The following is an 18,474-nucleotide window of genomic DNA, read 5'->3' on the forward strand; positions in this document are numbered from 1 at the left end:
ATGAGCACAGCCAGCACCAACGGCGCCTTGAAGCGCTCGCTCAGCTACCGGGATCTGGTGTTCTATGGCCTGGCCTACACGGCGCCGGTGGCGCCGCTGACCATGGCCGGATTTGTGTGGACCGTATCGGGCGGCTTGCCGGTGCTGGCCTACCTGCTGGGCGCCCTGTGCGTCTATTTCACGGCCAGCAGCTATGCCGTGATGACGTCGGCGCTGCCCAGCGCCGGTTCCGTGTACGGTTTCGCCAGCCAGACGCTGGGGCCGTTCGCCGGCTTCATCTCCGGCTGGATGATCCTGCTGGACTACCTGCTGGTGCCGGCGTTCACCTACGCGCTGTGCGCGGTCAGCATCGAAACGCTGATTCCGCACGGCGACCGCGCCACCTGGATCGTGCTGACCGTGGCCGCCACCTTCGCCGTCAACTGGTTCGGCATCAGCGTCACGTCGCGCGTCAGCCTGGTGTCCGTGGTGCTGCAACTGCTGCTGGTGGCCGCCGTGGTGGGCGTGTGCGGGTACGCGCTGGCGGGCGGCGCGGGCAGCGGGGCGCTGACGCTGGCGCCGGTGTACCAGCCGGGCACCTTCAATGGCGGCCATGTGCTTGCCGCCACGTCGATCTGCGTGATGGCCTACCTGGGCTTCGATGCCGTGTCCACCCTGGCCGAGGAGGTGAAGGACAACGACACGCGCGTGGTGGGCCGCGCCATCATGACCAACCTGGCCATCACCAGCAGCATCTTCGTGCTGACGACCTGGGTGCTTGGTAACCTGATGGCTGGCTTCCCCATCCACGATCCGGCCGCCGTGATCTACGACCTGCTGACGGCGATTTCGGGCAAAGGGGCGGCCATCGCGCTGGCCTGGTTCCTGACGCTGGTGGTGGGCGTGCCCAACGTGCTGCCGATGCAGGCCGGGGTGGCGCGCGTGCTGTTCGCCATGGGGCGCGACCGTACCTTGCCGGCCGTGCTGGCCAAGGTGCATCGCCGCCACGGCAATCCCTACGTGGCCATGATCGTCTCGACCGCCGTGTCGCTGTCGATCGCGCTGCTGATGCGCAACCGCATCGACGACCTGGCCATTTTCATCAGCGTGGGCGCGCTGTCGGGCTTCGTGTTCGTGCACCTGTCGGTGCTGGTGCGCTATGGCCGCCAGCCGGGCCGGCGCTGGTGGTCCCATGTGGCGGTGCCCATCTGCGGCATCGGCGCCGTGCTGACCATTTTGAGCCACCTGAGCGCCACCGCGCTGGCCGTGGGCGGAGGCTGGCTGCTGGCCGGCCTGGCATACCGGACATTTTCCAACCGGACCAGTCGCGGGTCCAACAGTCAACGCGACGCCGTTACAAGCAACCCATAACTAACACAAAGAGACAACATGGCACACTCACCCTTGAAGCGATTCCTGGCGTCCGTGATGGACGTCGCCCGTCTGCGCAATGAACTCGGCATTTCGAACGAAGAGGCGCGCGAACTTTACCAACAGCGGCTCCAGCAGCGGCAACAGCAGCGGCAACAGCAGCGGCGCACGCTGCTCAAGCTGTCGGCCGCAACCCCGGTCGCGCTGCTGGGCGCGAGCCCGCTGATGGCGGCTGCCGCGGCCGTGACAAGCCGCGCGGGCGTCAGCGCGCGCATCGCCATCGTCGGCGCCGGGCTCGGTGGCCTCACTTGCGCCTATCAGCTCAAGCGGGCCGGCGTGCATGCCACCGTGTACGAGGCGTCCGACCGGCTGGGCGGGCGCTGCTGGTCCAACACCACCACCTTCCCGGGGCAGGTATCGGAGAACGGCGGCGAGTTGATCGACACCGACCACCTGGAACTGCGCGGCCTGGCGGCCGACCTGGGCCTGACGCTGGATGACCTGGCGGCCTACGACACGGATGCCGGCGGCGAGCTGACCTTCTGGATCGACGGTGCGCGCTATACCTGGGACGAGCAGGTGGCCGATTTCGCCGCCTTCAGCAACCAGATCGACGCCGACAACCGCGCCGCGCCATGGCCACAAACGTTCGACAACTATACCCGGCGCGGCTACGAGTTGGACCAGATGTCGGCCACCGACTACATCACCCAATACGTGCCCGGCGGCCTCGATAGCCGCCAGGGCAAGCTGCTCAAACTGCTGATGGATGCTTCGGCTGGCATCGCGGCCACCCAGACCAGCGCGCTGGACCTGGTGGGTTTCTTCGCCAAGCACGGTTCGGACGAGCGCTTCCACATCCGCGGCGGCAACGACCAACTGGTCACGCGCATGGCCGCCACGCTGGACAGCAACCAGATCGTCAAGGGCCATGCGCTGACCCGCATCGTGCGCAACGCCGACCAGAGCTACACCCTGAGCTTCAGCACCAGCCAGGGCGCGGTGCAGGTGACGGCCGACCATGTGGTGCTGGCGCTGCCGTTCGCCATCCTGCAAAGTTCGGTCGATTACAGCCAGGCGGGCTTCGACAGCCGTAAGGTCGCCACCATCCAGAAATTCAAGATGGGCATGCACGCCAAGTTCCAGATGCAGTTCAACCGCCGCATCTGGCGCGAGCAGGGCTACACGGGCCTGAGTGACGGCGATACGGGCTACCAGATCAGCTGGGAGGTGACGCGCGCCCAACCGGGCACGGACGGCATCCTGACCTGCTTCACCGGCGACCAGGTGGCCGTCTCGATGAACAACAAGCCCTTGAACCAGAAGGCCAACGACCTGCTGGACGGCTTGAACCTGACCTTCCCCGGCCTCAAGCCCCTGTGGAATGGCCGCGCCATCCTGAACTACTGGCCCGGTAACCCATGGAGCAAGGGCGCCTATTCCGCACATCCGGTCGGCAGCTACACCTCGTACTACGGCTACGAAGGTGTACGCCAGGGGAACTGCCACTTCGCGGGCGAACATGCCTCGGTCCAGCACTCGGGCTTCCTGAACGGCGCCGTGGAAACGGGCCAGAAGTGCGCCAAGGCCATCGTGCTGGCGTTGAAAGGGCACTGACACATGACGACGCAAGCTTGTAATTTCACGCCACTGCGCCCGCAAGTCTATCTGCAGGGCGAATACGCGGCGCCGTTCAGCGCGCGGCACAAGGAGGCGGTCAACCCGGCCACGCTGGCCGTGGTGGGCCACTATCCCGTGTGCGACGAGGCCGACGTGCGGCGCGCCGTGGATGCGGCCAACCTCGCGCAGCGCCAGTGGCGCGCGACCGATACCCAGTCGCGCGCCGCCGTGCTGCACCGGATCGCAGACACGCTGGAACACTCGCCAGCCCGCGGCGAAGTGGCGCAGCTGATCTGCCGCGAAATGGGCAAGCCCTATCCGGATGCGATGGGCGAGCTGGCGATCTGCGCCTCCGTGTTCCGTTACTACGCGGAGATGGCGCGTAACGATGGCGGCAAGGTGGCCGGCACCAACCTGGCCGGTTCGTTCCAGCACATGCGTTACGAACCGTATGGGGTGAGCGTGCATATCCTGCCGTTCAACTATCCGATCCTGCTGTTGTGCTGGACGGTGGCCGCCTCGCTGGCAGCCGGTAACGCCTGCATCGTCAAACCGGCCGAATCCACCTCGCTGTGTACGCTGCGTTTCATGGACTCCTTCGCCGCGCTGCCGGCCGGCCTGATGGCCTGCCTGCCCGGCGACGCCGCCACCGCGCAGGCGCTGATCCAGTCGCCCGGCACCCACGCCGTGGCCTTCACCGGCAGCGTGGCCGCCGCGCAAGCCGTGGGTGCGGCCTGCGCCCAGCGCATGAAGCCCTGCGTGCTGGAGGCGGGCGGCAGCGATCCCATGATCATCTCGCGCCACGCGCCGCTGGACGTGGCGGCCGCCGGCTGCGTCAACTCGGCCTTCCTGCTCAGTGGCCAGGTGTGCACGTCGTCGGAACGCTTCTTCGTGGAGGACGCGGTGCACGACGCCTTCGTGGCCGAATTCGCCCACCGCACCCGCCAGCTGCGCGTGGGCGACGGCATGGGCATGGCCGAAATCGGCCCGCTGGTAAGCAAGGCGGCGCGCGACAAGGTGGCGCGGCTGGTCGGGCAGGCGGTGGAGCAGGGCGCCACCGTGGTATGCGGTGGCCGCATTCCGCCCGGCTGCGGGCCGGGCTGGTTCTACGAGCCCACCATCCTGACCGGTGTCACGCCGGACATGGCCATCATGCGCGAGGAGTGCTTCGGGCCGGTGGCGGCGATCTGCCGCGTGGCCGACTTCGATGAAGCGCTGCGGCTGGCCAACGACAGCCAATTCGGGCTGGGCGCGTCCGTGTTCACCACCAACCTAGCGGAAGCGATGGAGGCGGCCGACCGGCTGGAGTCGGGCATGGTCTGGATTAATAACCCGCTCATCGACAACGACGCGCTGCCGTTCAGCGGCGCCAAGATGTCCGGCCTGGGCTGCGAATTGGGCAGCCAGGGGCTGGACGCCTTCCGCCGTACCAAGATGGTGATCCTGGACCACCAGCCGCGCATCCACGACTGGTGGCTGCCGCGCCCGGACGAGGCGTTCTACCCATCGCAGACCACCGGCGCTGTTTAACCCATATCACAACGGAATCATCATGACTAACATTTCCTATACTCCCGCTACCGAACTGCTGGCCCGCTTCCGCGCCGGCACCCTGGACCCGGTCGCCGTGCTCGACTCCCTGATCGAAACGGCGCAAGCGCAGCAAGCCACCGTCAACAGCGCCGCCAGCCTGCAACTGGTGCAGGCGCGCGCCATGGCGCTGGAGGCGCGCCGCCGCTACGCCGATGGCACGGCCCGTCCGCTGGAAGGGGTGCCCGTGATCGTCAAGGAGGAAACGGCCGTCAAAGGCTGGCCGCGACCATTGGCGTCGCTGGTGTTCAAGGACCGCGTCGCCAGGGAAAACCATCCTATCATCGACAAACTGCTGGACGCGGGCGCGATTCCCTATTTCCAGTCCACCAATCCCGAGTTCTGCGTGCTGGGCCACACCTGGAGCAAGATGTATGGCGTGACCCGCAACCCGTGGGCGCTGGATTATTCCTGCGGCGGTTCCAGCGGTGGCTCCGGCGCGGCGCTGGCGGCCGGCGTGGCGCCGCTGGCCACGGGCAGCGACATGGCGGGCTCGATCCGCCTGCCGTCGTCGCTGTGCGGCGTGTACGGTTTCAAGCCGCCGTTCGGCCGCCTGGCCTGCGCCGCCGGCGACGAATACCTGGTGCAGGCGGTGGAAGGGCCGATGACGCGCACCTTCGACGACCTGGTGCTGATGCAGAACGTGCTGGCCGGCCCCCATCCGTCGTCCTTCACCACGCTGCCGTACACGCCGCTGCCGACCAGCTACGGCGACCTGAAAGGCATGCGCATCGCCTACAGCCCGGCGTTCGGCAACCCCACGCTGGCCGACGATATCCACCGCAACCTGATGCGCGCGCTGGACGGCCTGCGCCGCGCCGGCGCCGTCGTGGAGGAGGTCGAGCTGGACTGGGATCTGGCGGAAATCAACGCCGTGCTGCTGGACGGCCTGCGCGCGGTGTTCGTCGATGAATTCATGCGCGACATCGCCGACGCCGACGCCGACCAGTTGTGCGGCTACGCCGATGCGATCCGGGTGCAAGGCAAGGGCGGGCCCGCGTCCCTGATCCCCAGCGCGGTACTGGGCCGCCAGCTGCACCGCGACATGCACGACAAGGTCTGGGGCAAGGGATACCAGGCTTTCATCTGCGCCTCCATGCTCACCACCGACCTGCCGGCCGACCAGAACCCGGTGGCCGAGCCCACCATCGAATCGCGCGGCCACCAGTACGAGGCCAACCTGGGCTGGTGCCTGACGCCACCGTTCAACCTGTTGAACCGCTATCCCGTGCTGGCCGCGCCGACCGGCCTGTCCGACCATGGCGTGCCGACCGGGATGCAGATCGTAGCCAATGCGTTCGACGACGAAACCGTGTTCCGGGTCGCCGCCAACCACGCCAAGGCCGGCAGCTCGGCGCTGTTCGTCGAACAATTCCCACCCGTGTACCAGCAGGCGCAAGCTGCTGTGGCATAATCGGCGTTAGCATCCAATTCACAGTACCAACATAGTGCCTGAACCGCATGCATAAAGAAGACACTCCCATGCTGCCATCCGGGGCCGACCAGGCCCGGCCCGCGCGCAAGTCCGCCGGCAAACGGCGCATTCCGCAACAGGAACGTGGCATCAAGACGATCGAAGTGATCCTGCGGGCCGCCGGCGAGGAAATCGCGCGCGGCGGCCTGGCCAAGCTGACCACCAAGCGCATCGCCGAGGCGGCCGGCCTGTCAGTGGGCGGCCTGTACGAATACTTCCCCAACAAGGAATCGGTGGTGCACGCGCTGGCCAGCCAGTGGCTGGAGCGGGTCAAGGATGCGGTGGACGCGATCCACCCATCCCGGACCGGTTGCGTCGACCTGATACGCTACCTGAACATGGTGTACGACGCGGTGCGGCCCCTGTACCAGGACGTGCCGGGCGTGAGCGTGCTGATTTCGCTGCTGGCGTCGGTGCCGGCGCTGACGGCGCTGGAAGAGCAGATCGACCTGCAGGTGAACGCCTTGCTGACCGATGCCATCTGCCGGCTGGTGCCGTACGTGAGCAAGGAACAGTGCAGCGCCACCGCGCGCACCATCACCATCCTCGATCACCACCTGTTGATCGAGATGTCGGTGCGCGGCCCGGCCAGCACCGCCGTCTACGATATCAACCACCGCATCTGCCGCCACGCGCTGGCCAGCCATCTGATGCTGTTGAATGAACAAGCCCAGCCCGCGTCGTGGGCACCGCCCCGGCCGGAAGCCCCGCCGGACGTCACCTGACGGGCTAGACCCGTCCCCGGTGGCCGGCCCGTGAGCGGGCCGCGCCACCCATCCCAACCCCATTCGAACCACACCCGCGCACTGGCACGCCCGCGATCACCCGCGTCGTCCAGCCGGTGGCGCGACCCTGCGTATCCGCAGGCAACAGGGAGGTCACATCATGAATAGCACCTTTAGCAAAGAACTGCTGGCGGGAGAACCGTACGCCCGCTTCCTCGTCACCGACATCGACGGCGTCGCCCGCGGCAAACACCTGTCGGCCGAAAAAATCGCCAGCATGCTCGATGGCGGCGGCACCATCGCCAGCGCCGTCTTCGGCTGGGATATCCAGGACCAGTTATACCAGCAGGTCAGCTTCACCGGCTTCCACACCGGCTTCCCCGACGTGGGCCTGGTGCTGGACCCGAGCACGGCGCGCCGCCTGCCGTGGGACGGCAACCGCTGGCTGATCCTGGGCGAACACACGCGCGCCGACGGCTCGCCGCTGCCGATCTGCCCGCGCCAGTTGCTGAAACAGGTGCTGGCCAAGGCCGACGCCATGGGTTACTCGGCCCAGGTGGGCACGGAATTCGAATGGTTCGTGCTGGACGAGACGGAGGTGTCGGTGCGCGCCAAGGGCTATCGCCAGTTGCAGACGGCGACCCATGGCCTGACCAATTATTCGCCGTTCCGCATCGACGCCCAACACGCCTTCGTGCAGGACCTGTTCACCAACCTGAACGCCATCGACGTGCCGCTGGAAGCGCTGCACACGGAGGCCGGCCCCGGCAACTTCGAGGCCGCCATCCGCTACGGCGAGGCGCTGCGCAGCGCCGACCGGGCCGTGTTGTTCAAGCAGGCCGTGCGCGAGATTGGCCGCCGCCATGGCTTGCTCAACACCTTCATGGCCAAGTATTCGACCGACTATGCCGGTTGCGGCCAGCACCTGCACCAGAGCCTGTGGCGCGATGGCCGCAACTGTTTCCACGACGCGCACGGCGAACACCAGATGAGCGACACCATGCGCCACTTTATCGCCGGCCAGTTGCATTGTCTGCCGCACCTGCTGCCGATGCTGGCGCCGTTCATCAACAGCTACAAGCGGCTGGTGGACCACAACCTGGCGCCGGTCAAGCCCACCTGGGCGGTGGACAACCGCAACGCGGCGCTGCGGGTGATCCCGGGCAGCCCGCACAGCATGCGGTTGGAGACGCGCACGGCCGGCGCGGACGCCAATCCGTATCTGGCGATGGCAGCGGCGCTGGCGTCCGGCTTGTACGGCATCGAGCACCGGCTGGCGCTGGAACTGCCGCCGGTGGCGGGCGCCAACAGCGGCGCGGAAGCCGTCGAGCGGCTGCCGCGCACACTGGCCGAGGCCACGGCCGCCATGGACCGTTCGCCGCTGGCGCGCGAACTGCTGGGGGCGGAATTCGTCCAGCACTTCGTCCAGACCCGCCAGTGGGAAGTGGCGCAATTCAACCAGAGTGTGACGGACTGGGAATTGCAGCGCTACCTGGAACTGGTGTGAGGAGGGCGGCATGAGTAGCGAACGTATCGCATCCTATTACAACGCCAGCGCCAACAGCGCCGTGCGCTATCCCCGGCTGGAAAGGGAGGTCAGGGCCGACGTGGCCGTGATCGGCGGCGGCTTCACGGGCCTGGCCAGCGCGCTGGAACTGGCCGAGCAGGGCAAGCGGGTGGTGCTCTTGGAGGCCAACCGCATCGGCTGGGGACAGTCCGGCCGCAACGGCGGGCAGGTGACGGGCAGCCTGTCGGGCGACGCCGCCATGGAAAAGCAGCTGGCGCGCCGCATCGGCCAGCAGGCGGCCGAGCAATTCATCTGGTATCTGCGCTGGCGCGGGCAGGACATCATCCGGCGCCGTGTGGAGCGCTATGGCATCGCCTGCGACCTCAAGGCCGGGCATCTGCACGCGGCCTACAAGCCCAGCCACCTGCCGGCCATGCGCGCGGCCTACGACGACATGGTCCGGCGCGGCATGGGGGATAAGGTGCGCTGGCTGGAGCGGGACGATATCCACGACCTGCTTGATACGCCGCTGTACCACGGTGGTATCCACAACAGTAACAACCTGCACCTGCATCCGCTCAACCTGTGCCTGGGCGAGGCGCAGGCGCTGGCCGGGCTGGGTGGCCGGATATTCGAACAGTCGCCGGTGCTGGAGATCGTCCATGGCGCCACGCCCTCGCTGCGGCTGGAGCATGGCACTGTGTTCGCCGACCAGATCCTGCTGGCTGGTGACGTGAGCCACAAGCTGGAACGGCGCAAATTAAGCGGCACCATCTTCCCCGCGCCGGGCGGCATCGTTACCACCGCGCCGCTGGGGGAACTGGCGCGCCAGCTCAATCCGCACGACGTGGCGGTGTACGACAGCCGCTTCGTGCTCGATTACTACCGCATGACGGCCGACGGCCGGTTGCTGTTCGGCGGTGGCGCCAATTACTCGGGCCAGACCACACGCGACATCGCGGCCGAACTGCGGCCCTGCATCGAGCGCACCTTCCCGCAGTTGCGCGGGGTGGAGATCGCATTCCAGTGGAGCTGCGACATGGGCATCGTGTTCAACCGCATACCGCAACTGGGCAAACTGGCGCCCAACGTCTGGTACGCGCAAGGGTATTCGGGACACGGCCTGGCCACGTCGCATATCGTGGGCGAGGTGATGGCCAACGCGATCTGCGGCACCATGGACCGTTTCGACGTGTTCCACGGCTTCCGCCACGTGCGGGCGCCCGTGGGCGACTGGATGGGGCGCCAGATCCTGGCGCTGGGCATGTGGTACTTCCAGGCGCTGGAACGCTGGCGTTGACGGCGGCGGGTCGAAGCCGCCGCAAGCCTGCATGAGGCGAAAGATCCGTGGATAACCACGAACTGTTGTTCTATTTTAGTGGGTATCCACCGAAATTCATCCGCGCCAAGGCTTTATTTACTCGAAGAGTGTGGCGACTTTTGCCAACACGTCATCCATGAGCGGCGCCGGCACCGTGTCCACCTTGCGGCCGTGGCGCGCGGCCAGGTCGATCACGCTCGGCTGGTCACAACGCACGATGCCGGTGGTCTTGATGCCGCTCAGGACCACGGCGAAGCCCAGCCGGCGGGCGAAGTCGCCACCGGTGGTGATCGGCAGCACCACCGGCAGCCCGGTGGCTTGGTTGAACTCGACGGGGGACACGATCAGTACGGGGCGGCTGCCGCTTTGTTCATGCCCGGCGGTCGGATCGAGCGACACGAGATAGATGTCGCCGCGCTTCATAACAGCTCGCGGCCCACGGCGGGCGCATCGACCCATTCCCGTTCAGCGGCCGGTTGCGGCTGCGCATAGTCGGATGCGGCCAGCAGCTCGGCGAGCGTGTAATGAGGCCGCGGATTTGGATTGATGACAAGGCAACCATTTTCCACGGCAAGGCCGACCGTCGCACCGGCTTGCAGTTGCAACTGGTCAAGGAAGGCAGGCGGTACGGCGAGCATGATCGAGCCGCCTACCTTGCGGAGATTGGTGGTGTGCATGGCGCCTCCAGATATAAGTTATATTAAAGTATAACTTCAAAACACGTTGAGCTTCAAACCTTTGGCACGCGCGGCGCCGCCCCGCAAATCGCTTGCTTTTACATTCAATGGCTGCCACGCCAGCACACACTTCCCAGCCGAACCCGACATTGATGCGCGATGGTGATCGGTTTCAAGCCCGTCAGGCAGCGATATCGCAAAATTAGATAACTGATAGATTGCTATGCTCATTGGTTGCGGTTCGCCGCCGTCGCACAATGTGTTCATGCAAACCCCAATCAAAACCCTCTTCATGCGCGGCGGCACCTCACGGGGGCCGTTCTTCCTCGAATCGGACTTGCCGGCCGACCTGGCGCAGCGCGACAAGGTGCTGCTGGCCGTGATGGGTTCGCCCGATCCGCGCCAGATCGACGGCCTGGGAGGCGGCCATCCGCTCACCAGCAAGGTCGGCATCGTGCGCAAGAGCGCGGTGCCGGGCGTGGACCTGGATTTCCTGTTCGCGCAACTCCAACCGAACAAGGATACCGTGGACACCACGCCCAACTGCGGCAATATGCTGGCCGCCGTGGTACCGTTCGCGCTGGAGACGGGCCTGGTGAGCGCCCAGGGCGAGCAGACCACGCTGCGGGTGCTGACCCTGAACACGGATATGCAGTGCGACATCACCGTGTCCACCCCCGGCGGCCAGGTGGCTTATGAAGGCGAGGCCCGTATCGACGGCGTGCCCGGCACCAGCGCCCCCATCACCATCAACTTCCTCGACACGGCCGGTTCGGTCTGCGCCGGCCTGCTGCCGACCGGGCAGGTGCGCGACGTGATCGACGGTATCGACGTGACCTGCATCGACAACGGCATGCCGCTGGTGCTGTTCAAGGCGCAAGCCGTCGGCCGCACCGGCTACGAGACGGTGGAGGCGCTGAACGCGGACACTGAACTGAAGGAACGCCTTGAGCGCCTGCGCATCGCCTGCGGCCACGCCATGGGCCTGGGCGACGTCACCACCAAGAATTATCCGAAGATGACCCTGATCGCCGCGCCCCGCGACGGCGGCAATATCAGCACCCGCAGCTTCATTCCCCACGTGTGCCACGACGCCATCGGCGTGCTGGCCGCCGTCACCGTGGCCACGGCCTGCGTGCTGCGCGGCTCCGTCGCCGACGGCCTGGCCATCGTGCCGGAAGGGGAGGCCAAGGTCATCTCGGTGGAACACCCGACGGGTGAATTCAGCGTCGAACTGGCGCTCGATCCGGCCGATCCACAGAAAGTCGTGCGCGCGGCCCTGCTGCGCACGGCGCGCCTGATCATGCGTGGCGAAGTGATGGTCCCGCAATCCCTCCTGGAGAAATAATGAAAAACCCTCTGATTATCGACATCCACGGCCACTACACGACGGCGCCCAAGGCGCTGGAGCAATGGCGCAACCGCCAGATCGCCGGCATCAAGGACCCGTCGGCCAAGCCCAAGGTGTCGGAACTGCGCATCAGCGACGATGAGCTGCGCGACACGATCGAAACCAACCAGCTGCGCCTGATGCGCGAGCGCGGTTCCGACCTCACCATCTTCTCGCCGCGCGCCAGCTTCATGGCGCACCACATCGGCGACTTCGAAGTGTCCGCCACCTGGGCCGCCATCTGCAATGAGCTGTGCCACCGCGTGAGCCAGCTGTTCCCGGACCACTTCATCCCGGCCGCCATGCTGCCCCAGTCGCCGGGCGTGGACCCCGCCACCTGCGTGGCCGAACTGGAAAAGTGCGTCAAGGAGTATGGCGCCGTCGCCATCAACCTCAATCCGGACCCCAGCGGCGGCCACTGGACCTCGCCATCGCTGACGGACGAACACTGGTTCCCCATCTACGAGAAGATGGTGGAGTACGACCTGCCGGCCATGATCCACGTGAGCACCAGCTGCAACAGCTGCTTCCACACCACGGGCGCGCACTACATCAACGCCGACACCACGGCCTTCATGCAATGCCTGACGGGTGACCTGTTCAGCCGCTTCCCCACGCTCAAGTTCATCATCCCGCACGGCGGCGGCGCCGCACCGTACCACTGGGGCCGCTACCGCGGCCTGGCGCAGGAACTGAAAAAGCCGCTGTTGCAGGACCACTTGCTCAACAACGTGTTCTTCGACACCTGCGTCTACCACCAGCCCGGCATCGACCTGCTGACCAAGGTGATCCCGGTCGACAACGTGCTGTTCGCCTCCGAAATGATCGGCGCCGTGCGCGGCATCGATCCGGAAACGGGCCACTACTACGACGACACCCGGCGCTATATCGAAGGCGCCGCGCTGAGCGACGACGACCGCTACAAGATTTTCGAAGGTAATGCCCGCCGCGTGTATCCGCGCCTGGATGCCGCCCTCAAACAGAAAGGACGCTGATCATGACTACGCCCGCCTACAACCAGCTTGGCATCGTCAAGCGCAACATCGAGCGCGCCCCGCGCGAAGCGGTGGAACTGCTGGGCCGTCTCGGCAGCGCCACCGTGCATGAGGCCATGGGCCGCATGGGCCTGATGAAACCGTATATGCGCCCCATCTACAGCGGCGCGCAAGTGGCCGGCACCGCCGTGACGGTGCTGCTGCACCCCGGCGACAACTGGATGATGCACGTGGCGGCCGAACAGATCCAGCCCGGCGACATCGTGGTGGCGGCGCTGACGGCCGAATGCACCGACGGCTACTTCGGCGACCTGCTGGCCACCAGCTTCCAGGCCCGCGGCGCGCGCGCCCTGGTGATCGACGCCGGCGTGCGCGACGTGAAGACGCTGACCGAGATGAATTTCCCTGTGTGGAGCAAGGCGATCAGCTCCAAAGGCACCATCAAGGCGACGCTCGGTTCCGTCAACATTCCCGTGCTGTGCGCCGGCGCCTTCGTTAATCCCGGCGATGTGATCGTGGCCGATGACGACGGCGTGGCCGTGGTCCCGGCGGCGGACGCCACCCGGGTGGCGCTGGCCGCCGAAAAGCGCGAGGCGCTGGAAGGCGAGAAGCGCGCCAAGCTGGCCTCCGGCGTGCTGGGGCTGGACATGTACAACATGCGCGGCCCGCTGCAGGCGGCCGGCCTGACCTACATCGACTGAGCCATGGCCGCCGATCCGAAAACCTGGTCCATCGGCCTGCTCGGCTACGGCGAGGTGGGACGCATCCTGGCGGAAGACCTGTGCGCGCAGGGCATGACGGTGCGCGCCCACGACCTTCGCCAGCGTGACGACGGCGCCATGCTGACCCACGCGGACACGCACGGCGTGGCGCTGGCGGACAGCCATGCCGCGCTGGCGGCGGCCTCCGACCTGGTGATTTCGGCCGTCACCGCCGGCCAGACCGTGGCGGTGGCGCAGGCCGCCGCGCCGGGCATGCGTGCCGGCGCCGTGTTCCTGGACCTGAATTCGGCATCGCCCGGCGCCAAACTGCGCGCCGCCCTGGCGATTGAAGCGGCTGGCGCGTGCTACCTGGAAGGGGCGGTGATGACGTCGGTGCCGCCTTACCGCCTGCGGGTACCGCTGCTGGTGGGCGGGCCGCATGCCGCGCGGCTGGCGCCAGCGCTGCGCGAGCTGGGTTTCTCGGCGCGGCCAGTGGCGGACAAAGTGGACCAACTCGGCGTGGCCTCGGCCACCAAGATGTGCCGCTCCATCATGATCAAGGGCCTGGAGGCGCTGGTCATCGAAAGCTTCACGGCCGCCCGCGCTTACGGTGTGGAGGATGCGGTACTGGCTTCGCTGCACGAGACCTTCCCCAGCATCGACTGGGAACAGCAGGGCGCCTATTTCTTCCAGCGCGTGATCGAGCACGGACGCCGGCGGGCCGAGGAGGTGTTCGAAGTGGCGCAGACCGTGCGCGAAGCGGGTCTCGATCCGCTGGGCGCGACGGCGATCGCGCAGCGCCAGGCCTGGGTGGCGCAACTGGCCGATGCGGGCACCTTCGGCCAACGCGGCACCCCAGGTTTCGCCCGTAGCGCCGACTGGCGCACGGAGGCGGACCGACTCCTCGCAACCATCAAGGAACAACAACCATGAAGCAGGAATCCATTTTCTCCAAATCGCCCGGCTGGCTGGACTGGTACACGGGCCCCAGCAAACCGGTCTTCAAGCTGCCGCCCGGCGCGGTGGACGCGCATTGCCACGTATTCGGCCCCGGCGCCGAATTCCCCTACGCGCCGGAGCGCAAATACACGCCGTGCGATGCCAGCAAGGCGCAGTTGTACGCGCTGCGCGAGCAGCTCGGTTTCAGCCGCAACGTGATCGTGCAGGCCACCTGCCACGGCGCCGACAACCGCGCCATGGTCGATGCCTGCCTGTCCTCGGGCGGCAAGGCGCGCGGCGTGGCGACGGTGCGCCGCACGGTCAGCGACGAGGAACTGCAAGCCTTGCATGACGCCGGCGTGCGCGGGGTGCGCTTCAACTTCGTCAAGCGCCTGGTCGACTTTACGCCACGCGAGGAATTGCTGGAAATCGCCGGCCGCGTGGCCAAGCTGGGCTGGCATATCGTGGTCTATTTCGAATCGCAGGATCTGCCGGAACTGTGGGACTTCTTCAGCGCGCTGCCCACCATCGTGGTGGTCGACCACATGGGACGGCCGGACGTGAGCAAGGATATCGATGGCCCGGAGTTCGCCCTGTTCCTGAAGTTCATGCGCGAGCATCCGAACGTGTGGAGCAAGGTGAGCTGCCCGGAACGGCTGTCCGTGAGCGGCCCGAAGGCGCTCGATGGCGAGCGCATGGCCTACCGCGACGTGATTCCGTTCGCCCGCCGCGTGGTGGAATCATTCCCCGACCGCGTGTTGTGGGGCACCGACTGGCCGCATCCGAACCTGAAAGACCACATGCCGGATGACGGCCTGCTGGTGGAACTGCTGCCCCAGATCGCCCCAACGGCCGAACTTCAGCATAAACTACTGGTGGATAACCCGATGCGGCTGTACTGGCCGGAGGAGACAAGCAATGGCGCTCGATAAGCCCTACCTGGATGTGCCAGGCACCATCATTTTCGACGCGGACCAGTCGCGCAAAGGCTACTGGCTCAATCAATTCTGCATGTCCTTGATGAAGGCGGAGAACCGCGCCCGCTTCAAGGCTGATGAAAAAGCCTATCTGGACGAATGGCCGATGAGCGAGGAGCAGAAGCGGGCCGTCCAGGCCCGTGACCTGAACTGGTGCATGCGCACCGGCGGCAATATCTATTTCCTGGCCAAGCTGGGCGCCACGGATGGCCTGAGTTTCCAGCAAATGGCTGGCAGCATGACCGGCATGACGGAAGAGGAGTACCGCAACATGATGATCAACGGAGGCCGCGCTATCGACGGCAACCGCTACGTCGGCGAAGATGGCGACGCGCAGGAACACCGTCAACCGCAGGGAGGGAAGTGAGATGGCACGTATCACCGCATCCGTCTATACCTCGCACGTGCCGGCCATCGGCGCCGCGCTGGACCTGGGCAAGTCCGGCGACGACTATTGGAAACCGCTGTTCGCCGGCTACGACTATTCCCGCCAGTGGATGAAGGATAACCGGCCGGACGTGATCTTCCTGGTCTATAACGACCATGCGACGGCGTTCAGCCTGGACATGATCCCCACGTTCGCCATCGGCACGGGCGCCGAATTCGCCATCGCCGACGAGGGCTGGGGCCAGCGCCCCGTACCCAAGGTGGTCGGCCACCCCGAGCTGGCCTCGCATATCGCGCAAAGCGTGATCCAGGACGATTTCGACCTGACCATCGTCAACCGCATGGAAGTGGATCATGGCTTGACGGTGCCGCTGTCGCTGATGTGCGGCCAACCGGACGCCTGGCCATGCCCCGTGATTCCGTTCGCCGTGAACGTGGTGCAGTATCCCGCACCGTCGGGCCGGCGCTGCTTCCAGCTGGGGCAGGCCATCCGGCGCGCGGTGGAATCGTTCGATCGCGACATCAACGTGCAGATCTGGGGCACGGGCGGCATGAGCCACCAGTTGCAAGGCCCGCGCGCGGGCCTCATCAACCGCGAGTGGGATAATGCCTTCCTGGACCAGTTGATCGCCGACCCGGCCGCCGCCGCCGCCATTCCGCACATCGATTACGTGCGCGAGGCCGGCTCCGAAGGCATCGAACTGGTCATGTGGCTGATCGCCCGCGGCGCCATGGCGGACGTGAACGGCGGCGCCGCGCCCACGCTCAAGCACCGCTTTTACCATGTGCCGGCGTCCAATACCGCCGTCGGCCATCTGATTTTGGAGAACTCCTGAATGAAAACCATTAAAGTGGCGCTGGTTGGCGCCGGTGCCTTCGGCATCAAGCACCTGGACGCGATCGCCCAGATCGAAGGCGTGGAAGTGGTCTCGCTGGTCAGCCGTGACCTGGACGCGACCAAGGCGGTGGCGGCGAAATACGCCATTCCCCATGTGACGACGGAGCTGGACGACGCGCTGGCCTTGCCGGCGGTGGACGCCGTGATCCTGTGCACGCCGACCCAGATGCACGCCAGCCAGGCCATCGCCTGCATGAAGGCGGGCAAGCACGTGCAGGTCGAGATTCCGCTGTGCGACGTGTTCGCGGACGGCGAGGAAGTATTGCGCGTGCAGAAGGAAACAGGCAAGGTGGCCATGTGCGGCCACACCCGCCGCTTCAACCCCAGCCACCAGTGGGTGCACCGCAAGATCGAAGCGGGCGAGTTCAATATCCAGCAGATGGATGTGCAGACTTACTTCTTCCGCCGCTCCAACATCAACGCGCTGGGCCAGCCGCGCAGCTGGACCGACCACCTGCTGTGGCACCACGCTGCGCACACGGTCGACCTGTTCGCCTACCAGTGCGGCAGCCCGGTGGTGAAAGCCAACGCGATCCAGGGCCCGATCCACCCAACGCTGGGCATCGCGATGGACATGTCGATCCAGCTGAAGGCCGCCAACGGCGCGATCTGCACGCTGTCGCTGTCGTTCAACAACGACGGGCCGCTGGGCACCTTTTTCCGCTACATCGGCGATACCGGCACCTACATCGCCCGCTATGACGACCTGGTGGACGGCAAGGAACAGAAGATCGACGTGTCGCAAGTGGACGTGTCGATGAATGGCATCGAGCTGCAGGACCGCGAATTCTTCGCCGCCATCCGCGAAGGCCGCGAGCCCAATGGCAGCGTGGCCCAGGTGCTGCCGTGCTACGCCGTGCTGCACCAGCTCGAACAGCAATTGAAGGACTGAGATGGAAACGCGCGCGCTGGGACCATTCCAGGTCGGGGCGATCGGCCTCGGATGCATGAACCTGTGCCATGCCTATGGCGAGCCGCTGTCCGCACCGGATGCGGAGCGGCTGCTGCTGGCGGCGCTGGACATGGGCGTCACCCATTTCGACACGGCCGCGCTGTATGGCTTTGGTGTCAGCGAAACGCTGGTGGGGCGGGCCTTGGCGCCACACCGCTCGCGCTTCACGCTGGCCAGCAAGTGCGGCATGGATGGCGTGACCGGCGAGGATGGCGTCAAGCGCCGCGTGATCGATGGCCGGCCTGAGGCCATACGCAAGACTTGCGAGGAAGCGCTGCGGCGCTTGCGCACGGACGTGATCGACCTGTACTACCTGCATCGCTGGGACCGCAACGTGCCCATCGAGGATAGCGTGGGCGCGCTGGCGGAGCTGGTGCGGGAAGGGAAGATCCGCGCCATCGGCCTGTCCGAAGTATCGGCCGACACGCTGCGCCGGGCGCACGCCATGCATCCGGTGGCGGCGGTGCAGTCCGAGTATTCGCTGTGGACCCGTAATCCCGAGATCGCGGTGCTGGAAGCGTGCCGCGAGCTGGGTGCCGCGCTGGTCGCCTTCAGCCCGTTGGGCCGGGGCTTCCTGGCCGGCGCCGTGCCGGATGTGGCCACGGCGGAAGCGTTCGTGGCCAAGGACTTGCGCCGGGCCATGCCGCGCTTCCAGGGTGCGCATCTGGCATCGAACCTGCGCTGGCTGGCGGACTACACGGCCCTGGCGCGCGAAGCGGAGTGCACCCCGGCACAGTTGGCGCTGGCGTGGCTGCTGCACAAGGCGCCTCATATCCTGCCCATTCCCGGTACTCGTACGGTCGGGCACTTGCAGGAGAATATGGCGGCGGCGTCGTTGCGCCTGTCTGAGGACATCGTGGCGCGGCTGGAAGCGCTGGTCAACCCCGGCACCGTGGCCGGCGCGCGCTACAACGCGGCCACCCAGACGGAAATCGATACGGAAGAATTCAGCGCGTGACAGCCGGCGCCTG

The 18,474-nt window shown here is 66.4% G+C and carries 19 protein-coding genes; 16 read left to right on the top strand and 3 right to left on the bottom strand.

The window, feature by feature from the left end:
- From H3H39_RS08305 to H3H39_RS08335, 7 genes are all read left to right on the top strand, one after another.
- The gene (locus H3H39_RS08305; protein ID WP_182152886.1) at window positions 1–1,350 is read left to right on the top strand and encodes an APC family permease; all 1,350 of its coding nucleotides are present in this window, start codon (window positions 1–3) and stop codon (window positions 1,348–1,350) included.
- Window positions 1,351–1,368: 18 nt separating this feature from the next.
- Window positions 1,369–2,967 (top strand): flavin monoamine oxidase family protein, encoded by a 1,599-nt coding sequence (locus tag H3H39_RS08310; RefSeq protein WP_182152887.1) that lies wholly within the window; start codon window positions 1,369–1,371, stop codon window positions 2,965–2,967.
- Between the two features lie 3 nt (window positions 2,968–2,970).
- The gene (locus H3H39_RS08315) at window positions 2,971–4,500 is read left to right on the top strand and encodes an aldehyde dehydrogenase family protein (RefSeq protein WP_182152888.1); all 1,530 of its coding nucleotides are present in this window, start codon (window positions 2,971–2,973) and stop codon (window positions 4,498–4,500) included.
- A 22-nt stretch (window positions 4,501–4,522) separates the two neighbouring features.
- Entirely contained in the window at window positions 4,523–5,974 is a 1,452-nt protein-coding gene (locus tag H3H39_RS08320; RefSeq protein ID WP_182152889.1) for an amidase, read from the top strand.
- A gap of 68 nt (window positions 5,975–6,042) precedes the next feature.
- The gene (locus H3H39_RS08325; RefSeq protein WP_182152890.1) at window positions 6,043–6,759 is read left to right on the top strand and encodes a TetR/AcrR family transcriptional regulator; all 717 of its coding nucleotides are present in this window, start codon (window positions 6,043–6,045) and stop codon (window positions 6,757–6,759) included.
- A 160-nt stretch (window positions 6,760–6,919) separates the two neighbouring features.
- A complete protein-coding gene (locus tag H3H39_RS08330) occupies window positions 6,920–8,266 on the top strand; it encodes a glutamine synthetase family protein (protein ID WP_182152891.1) in 1,347 nt (448 codons plus the stop codon).
- 10 nt (window positions 8,267–8,276) lie between these two features.
- Complete coding sequence (locus H3H39_RS08335; protein ID WP_182152892.1) at window positions 8,277–9,566, top strand: NAD(P)/FAD-dependent oxidoreductase; 1,290 nt, start codon at window positions 8,277–8,279, stop codon at window positions 9,564–9,566.
- A 117-nt stretch (window positions 9,567–9,683) separates the two neighbouring features.
- Here the strand turns inward: H3H39_RS08335 and H3H39_RS08340 are convergent, their stop codons facing one another.
- Genes H3H39_RS08340 through H3H39_RS08350 form a run of 3 tightly spaced genes read right to left on the bottom strand, consistent with a single transcriptional unit; the run spans window position 9,684 to window position 10,531 of the window.
- Window positions 9,684–10,010, bottom strand: coding sequence for a type II toxin-antitoxin system PemK/MazF family toxin (locus tag H3H39_RS08340; RefSeq protein WP_182152893.1), 327 nt, complete (start codon window positions 10,008–10,010; stop codon window positions 9,684–9,686).
- Window positions 10,007–10,264, bottom strand: coding sequence for an AbrB/MazE/SpoVT family DNA-binding domain-containing protein (locus H3H39_RS08345; RefSeq protein ID WP_182152894.1), 258 nt, complete (start codon window positions 10,262–10,264; stop codon window positions 10,007–10,009). The genes H3H39_RS08340 and H3H39_RS08345 overlap by 4 nt, the downstream gene beginning before the upstream one ends.
- A gap of 36 nt (window positions 10,265–10,300) precedes the next feature.
- Complete coding sequence (locus H3H39_RS08350) at window positions 10,301–10,531, bottom strand: hypothetical protein (RefSeq protein WP_182152895.1); 231 nt, start codon at window positions 10,529–10,531, stop codon at window positions 10,301–10,303.
- On the opposite strand from H3H39_RS08350, the gene H3H39_RS08355 reads away from it, so the two are divergent.
- Genes H3H39_RS08355 through H3H39_RS08395 form a run of 9 tightly spaced genes read left to right on the top strand, consistent with a single transcriptional unit; the run spans window position 10,530 to window position 18,461 of the window.
- Window positions 10,530–11,612: a 4-oxalomesaconate tautomerase gene (locus H3H39_RS08355; protein WP_182152896.1), complete on the top strand. Its 1,083-nt coding sequence runs from the start codon at window positions 10,530–10,532 to the stop codon at window positions 11,610–11,612. The genes H3H39_RS08350 and H3H39_RS08355 overlap by 2 nt on opposite strands.
- A gap of 11 nt (window positions 11,613–11,623) precedes the next feature.
- Complete coding sequence (locus H3H39_RS08360) at window positions 11,624–12,649, top strand: amidohydrolase family protein (RefSeq protein ID WP_182153088.1); 1,026 nt, start codon at window positions 11,624–11,626, stop codon at window positions 12,647–12,649.
- Between the two features lie 2 nt (window positions 12,650–12,651).
- The gene (gene ligK / locus H3H39_RS08365) at window positions 12,652–13,350 is read left to right on the top strand and encodes a 4-carboxy-4-hydroxy-2-oxoadipate aldolase/oxaloacetate decarboxylase (protein ID WP_182152897.1); all 699 of its coding nucleotides are present in this window, start codon (window positions 12,652–12,654) and stop codon (window positions 13,348–13,350) included.
- Window positions 13,351–13,353: 3 nt separating this feature from the next.
- Window positions 13,354–14,283: an NAD(P)-dependent oxidoreductase gene (locus H3H39_RS08370; protein ID WP_182152898.1), complete on the top strand. Its 930-nt coding sequence runs from the start codon at window positions 13,354–13,356 to the stop codon at window positions 14,281–14,283.
- Window positions 14,280–15,221, top strand: a complete 942-nt coding sequence (locus H3H39_RS08375) for an amidohydrolase family protein (protein WP_182152899.1) — start codon at window positions 14,280–14,282, stop codon at window positions 15,219–15,221. Before H3H39_RS08370 ends, H3H39_RS08375 begins: the two co-directional genes overlap by 4 nt.
- The gene (gene ligA, locus H3H39_RS08380; protein ID WP_182152900.1) at window positions 15,208–15,633 is read left to right on the top strand and encodes a protocatechuate 4,5-dioxygenase subunit alpha; all 426 of its coding nucleotides are present in this window, start codon (window positions 15,208–15,210) and stop codon (window positions 15,631–15,633) included. Before H3H39_RS08375 ends, ligA begins: the two co-directional genes overlap by 14 nt.
- A 1-nt stretch (window position 15,634) precedes the next feature.
- Window positions 15,635–16,489, top strand: a complete 855-nt coding sequence (locus H3H39_RS08385) for a class III extradiol dioxygenase subunit beta (RefSeq protein ID WP_182152901.1) — start codon at window positions 15,635–15,637, stop codon at window positions 16,487–16,489.
- On the top strand, window positions 16,490–17,443 hold the full coding sequence (locus H3H39_RS08390) for a Gfo/Idh/MocA family oxidoreductase (protein WP_182152902.1): 954 nt from the start codon (window positions 16,490–16,492) through the stop codon (window positions 17,441–17,443).
- A 1-nt stretch (window position 17,444) separates the two neighbouring features.
- A complete protein-coding gene (locus tag H3H39_RS08395) occupies window positions 17,445–18,461 on the top strand; it encodes an aldo/keto reductase (RefSeq protein ID WP_182152903.1) in 1,017 nt (338 codons plus the stop codon).
- Window positions 18,462–18,474: the final 13 nt, after the last annotated feature.

Origin of the sequence: Rugamonas apoptosis (assembly GCF_014042355.1) — a bacterium.
Taxonomy (GTDB): Bacteria; Pseudomonadota; Gammaproteobacteria; order Burkholderiales; family Burkholderiaceae_D; genus Rugamonas; species Rugamonas apoptosis.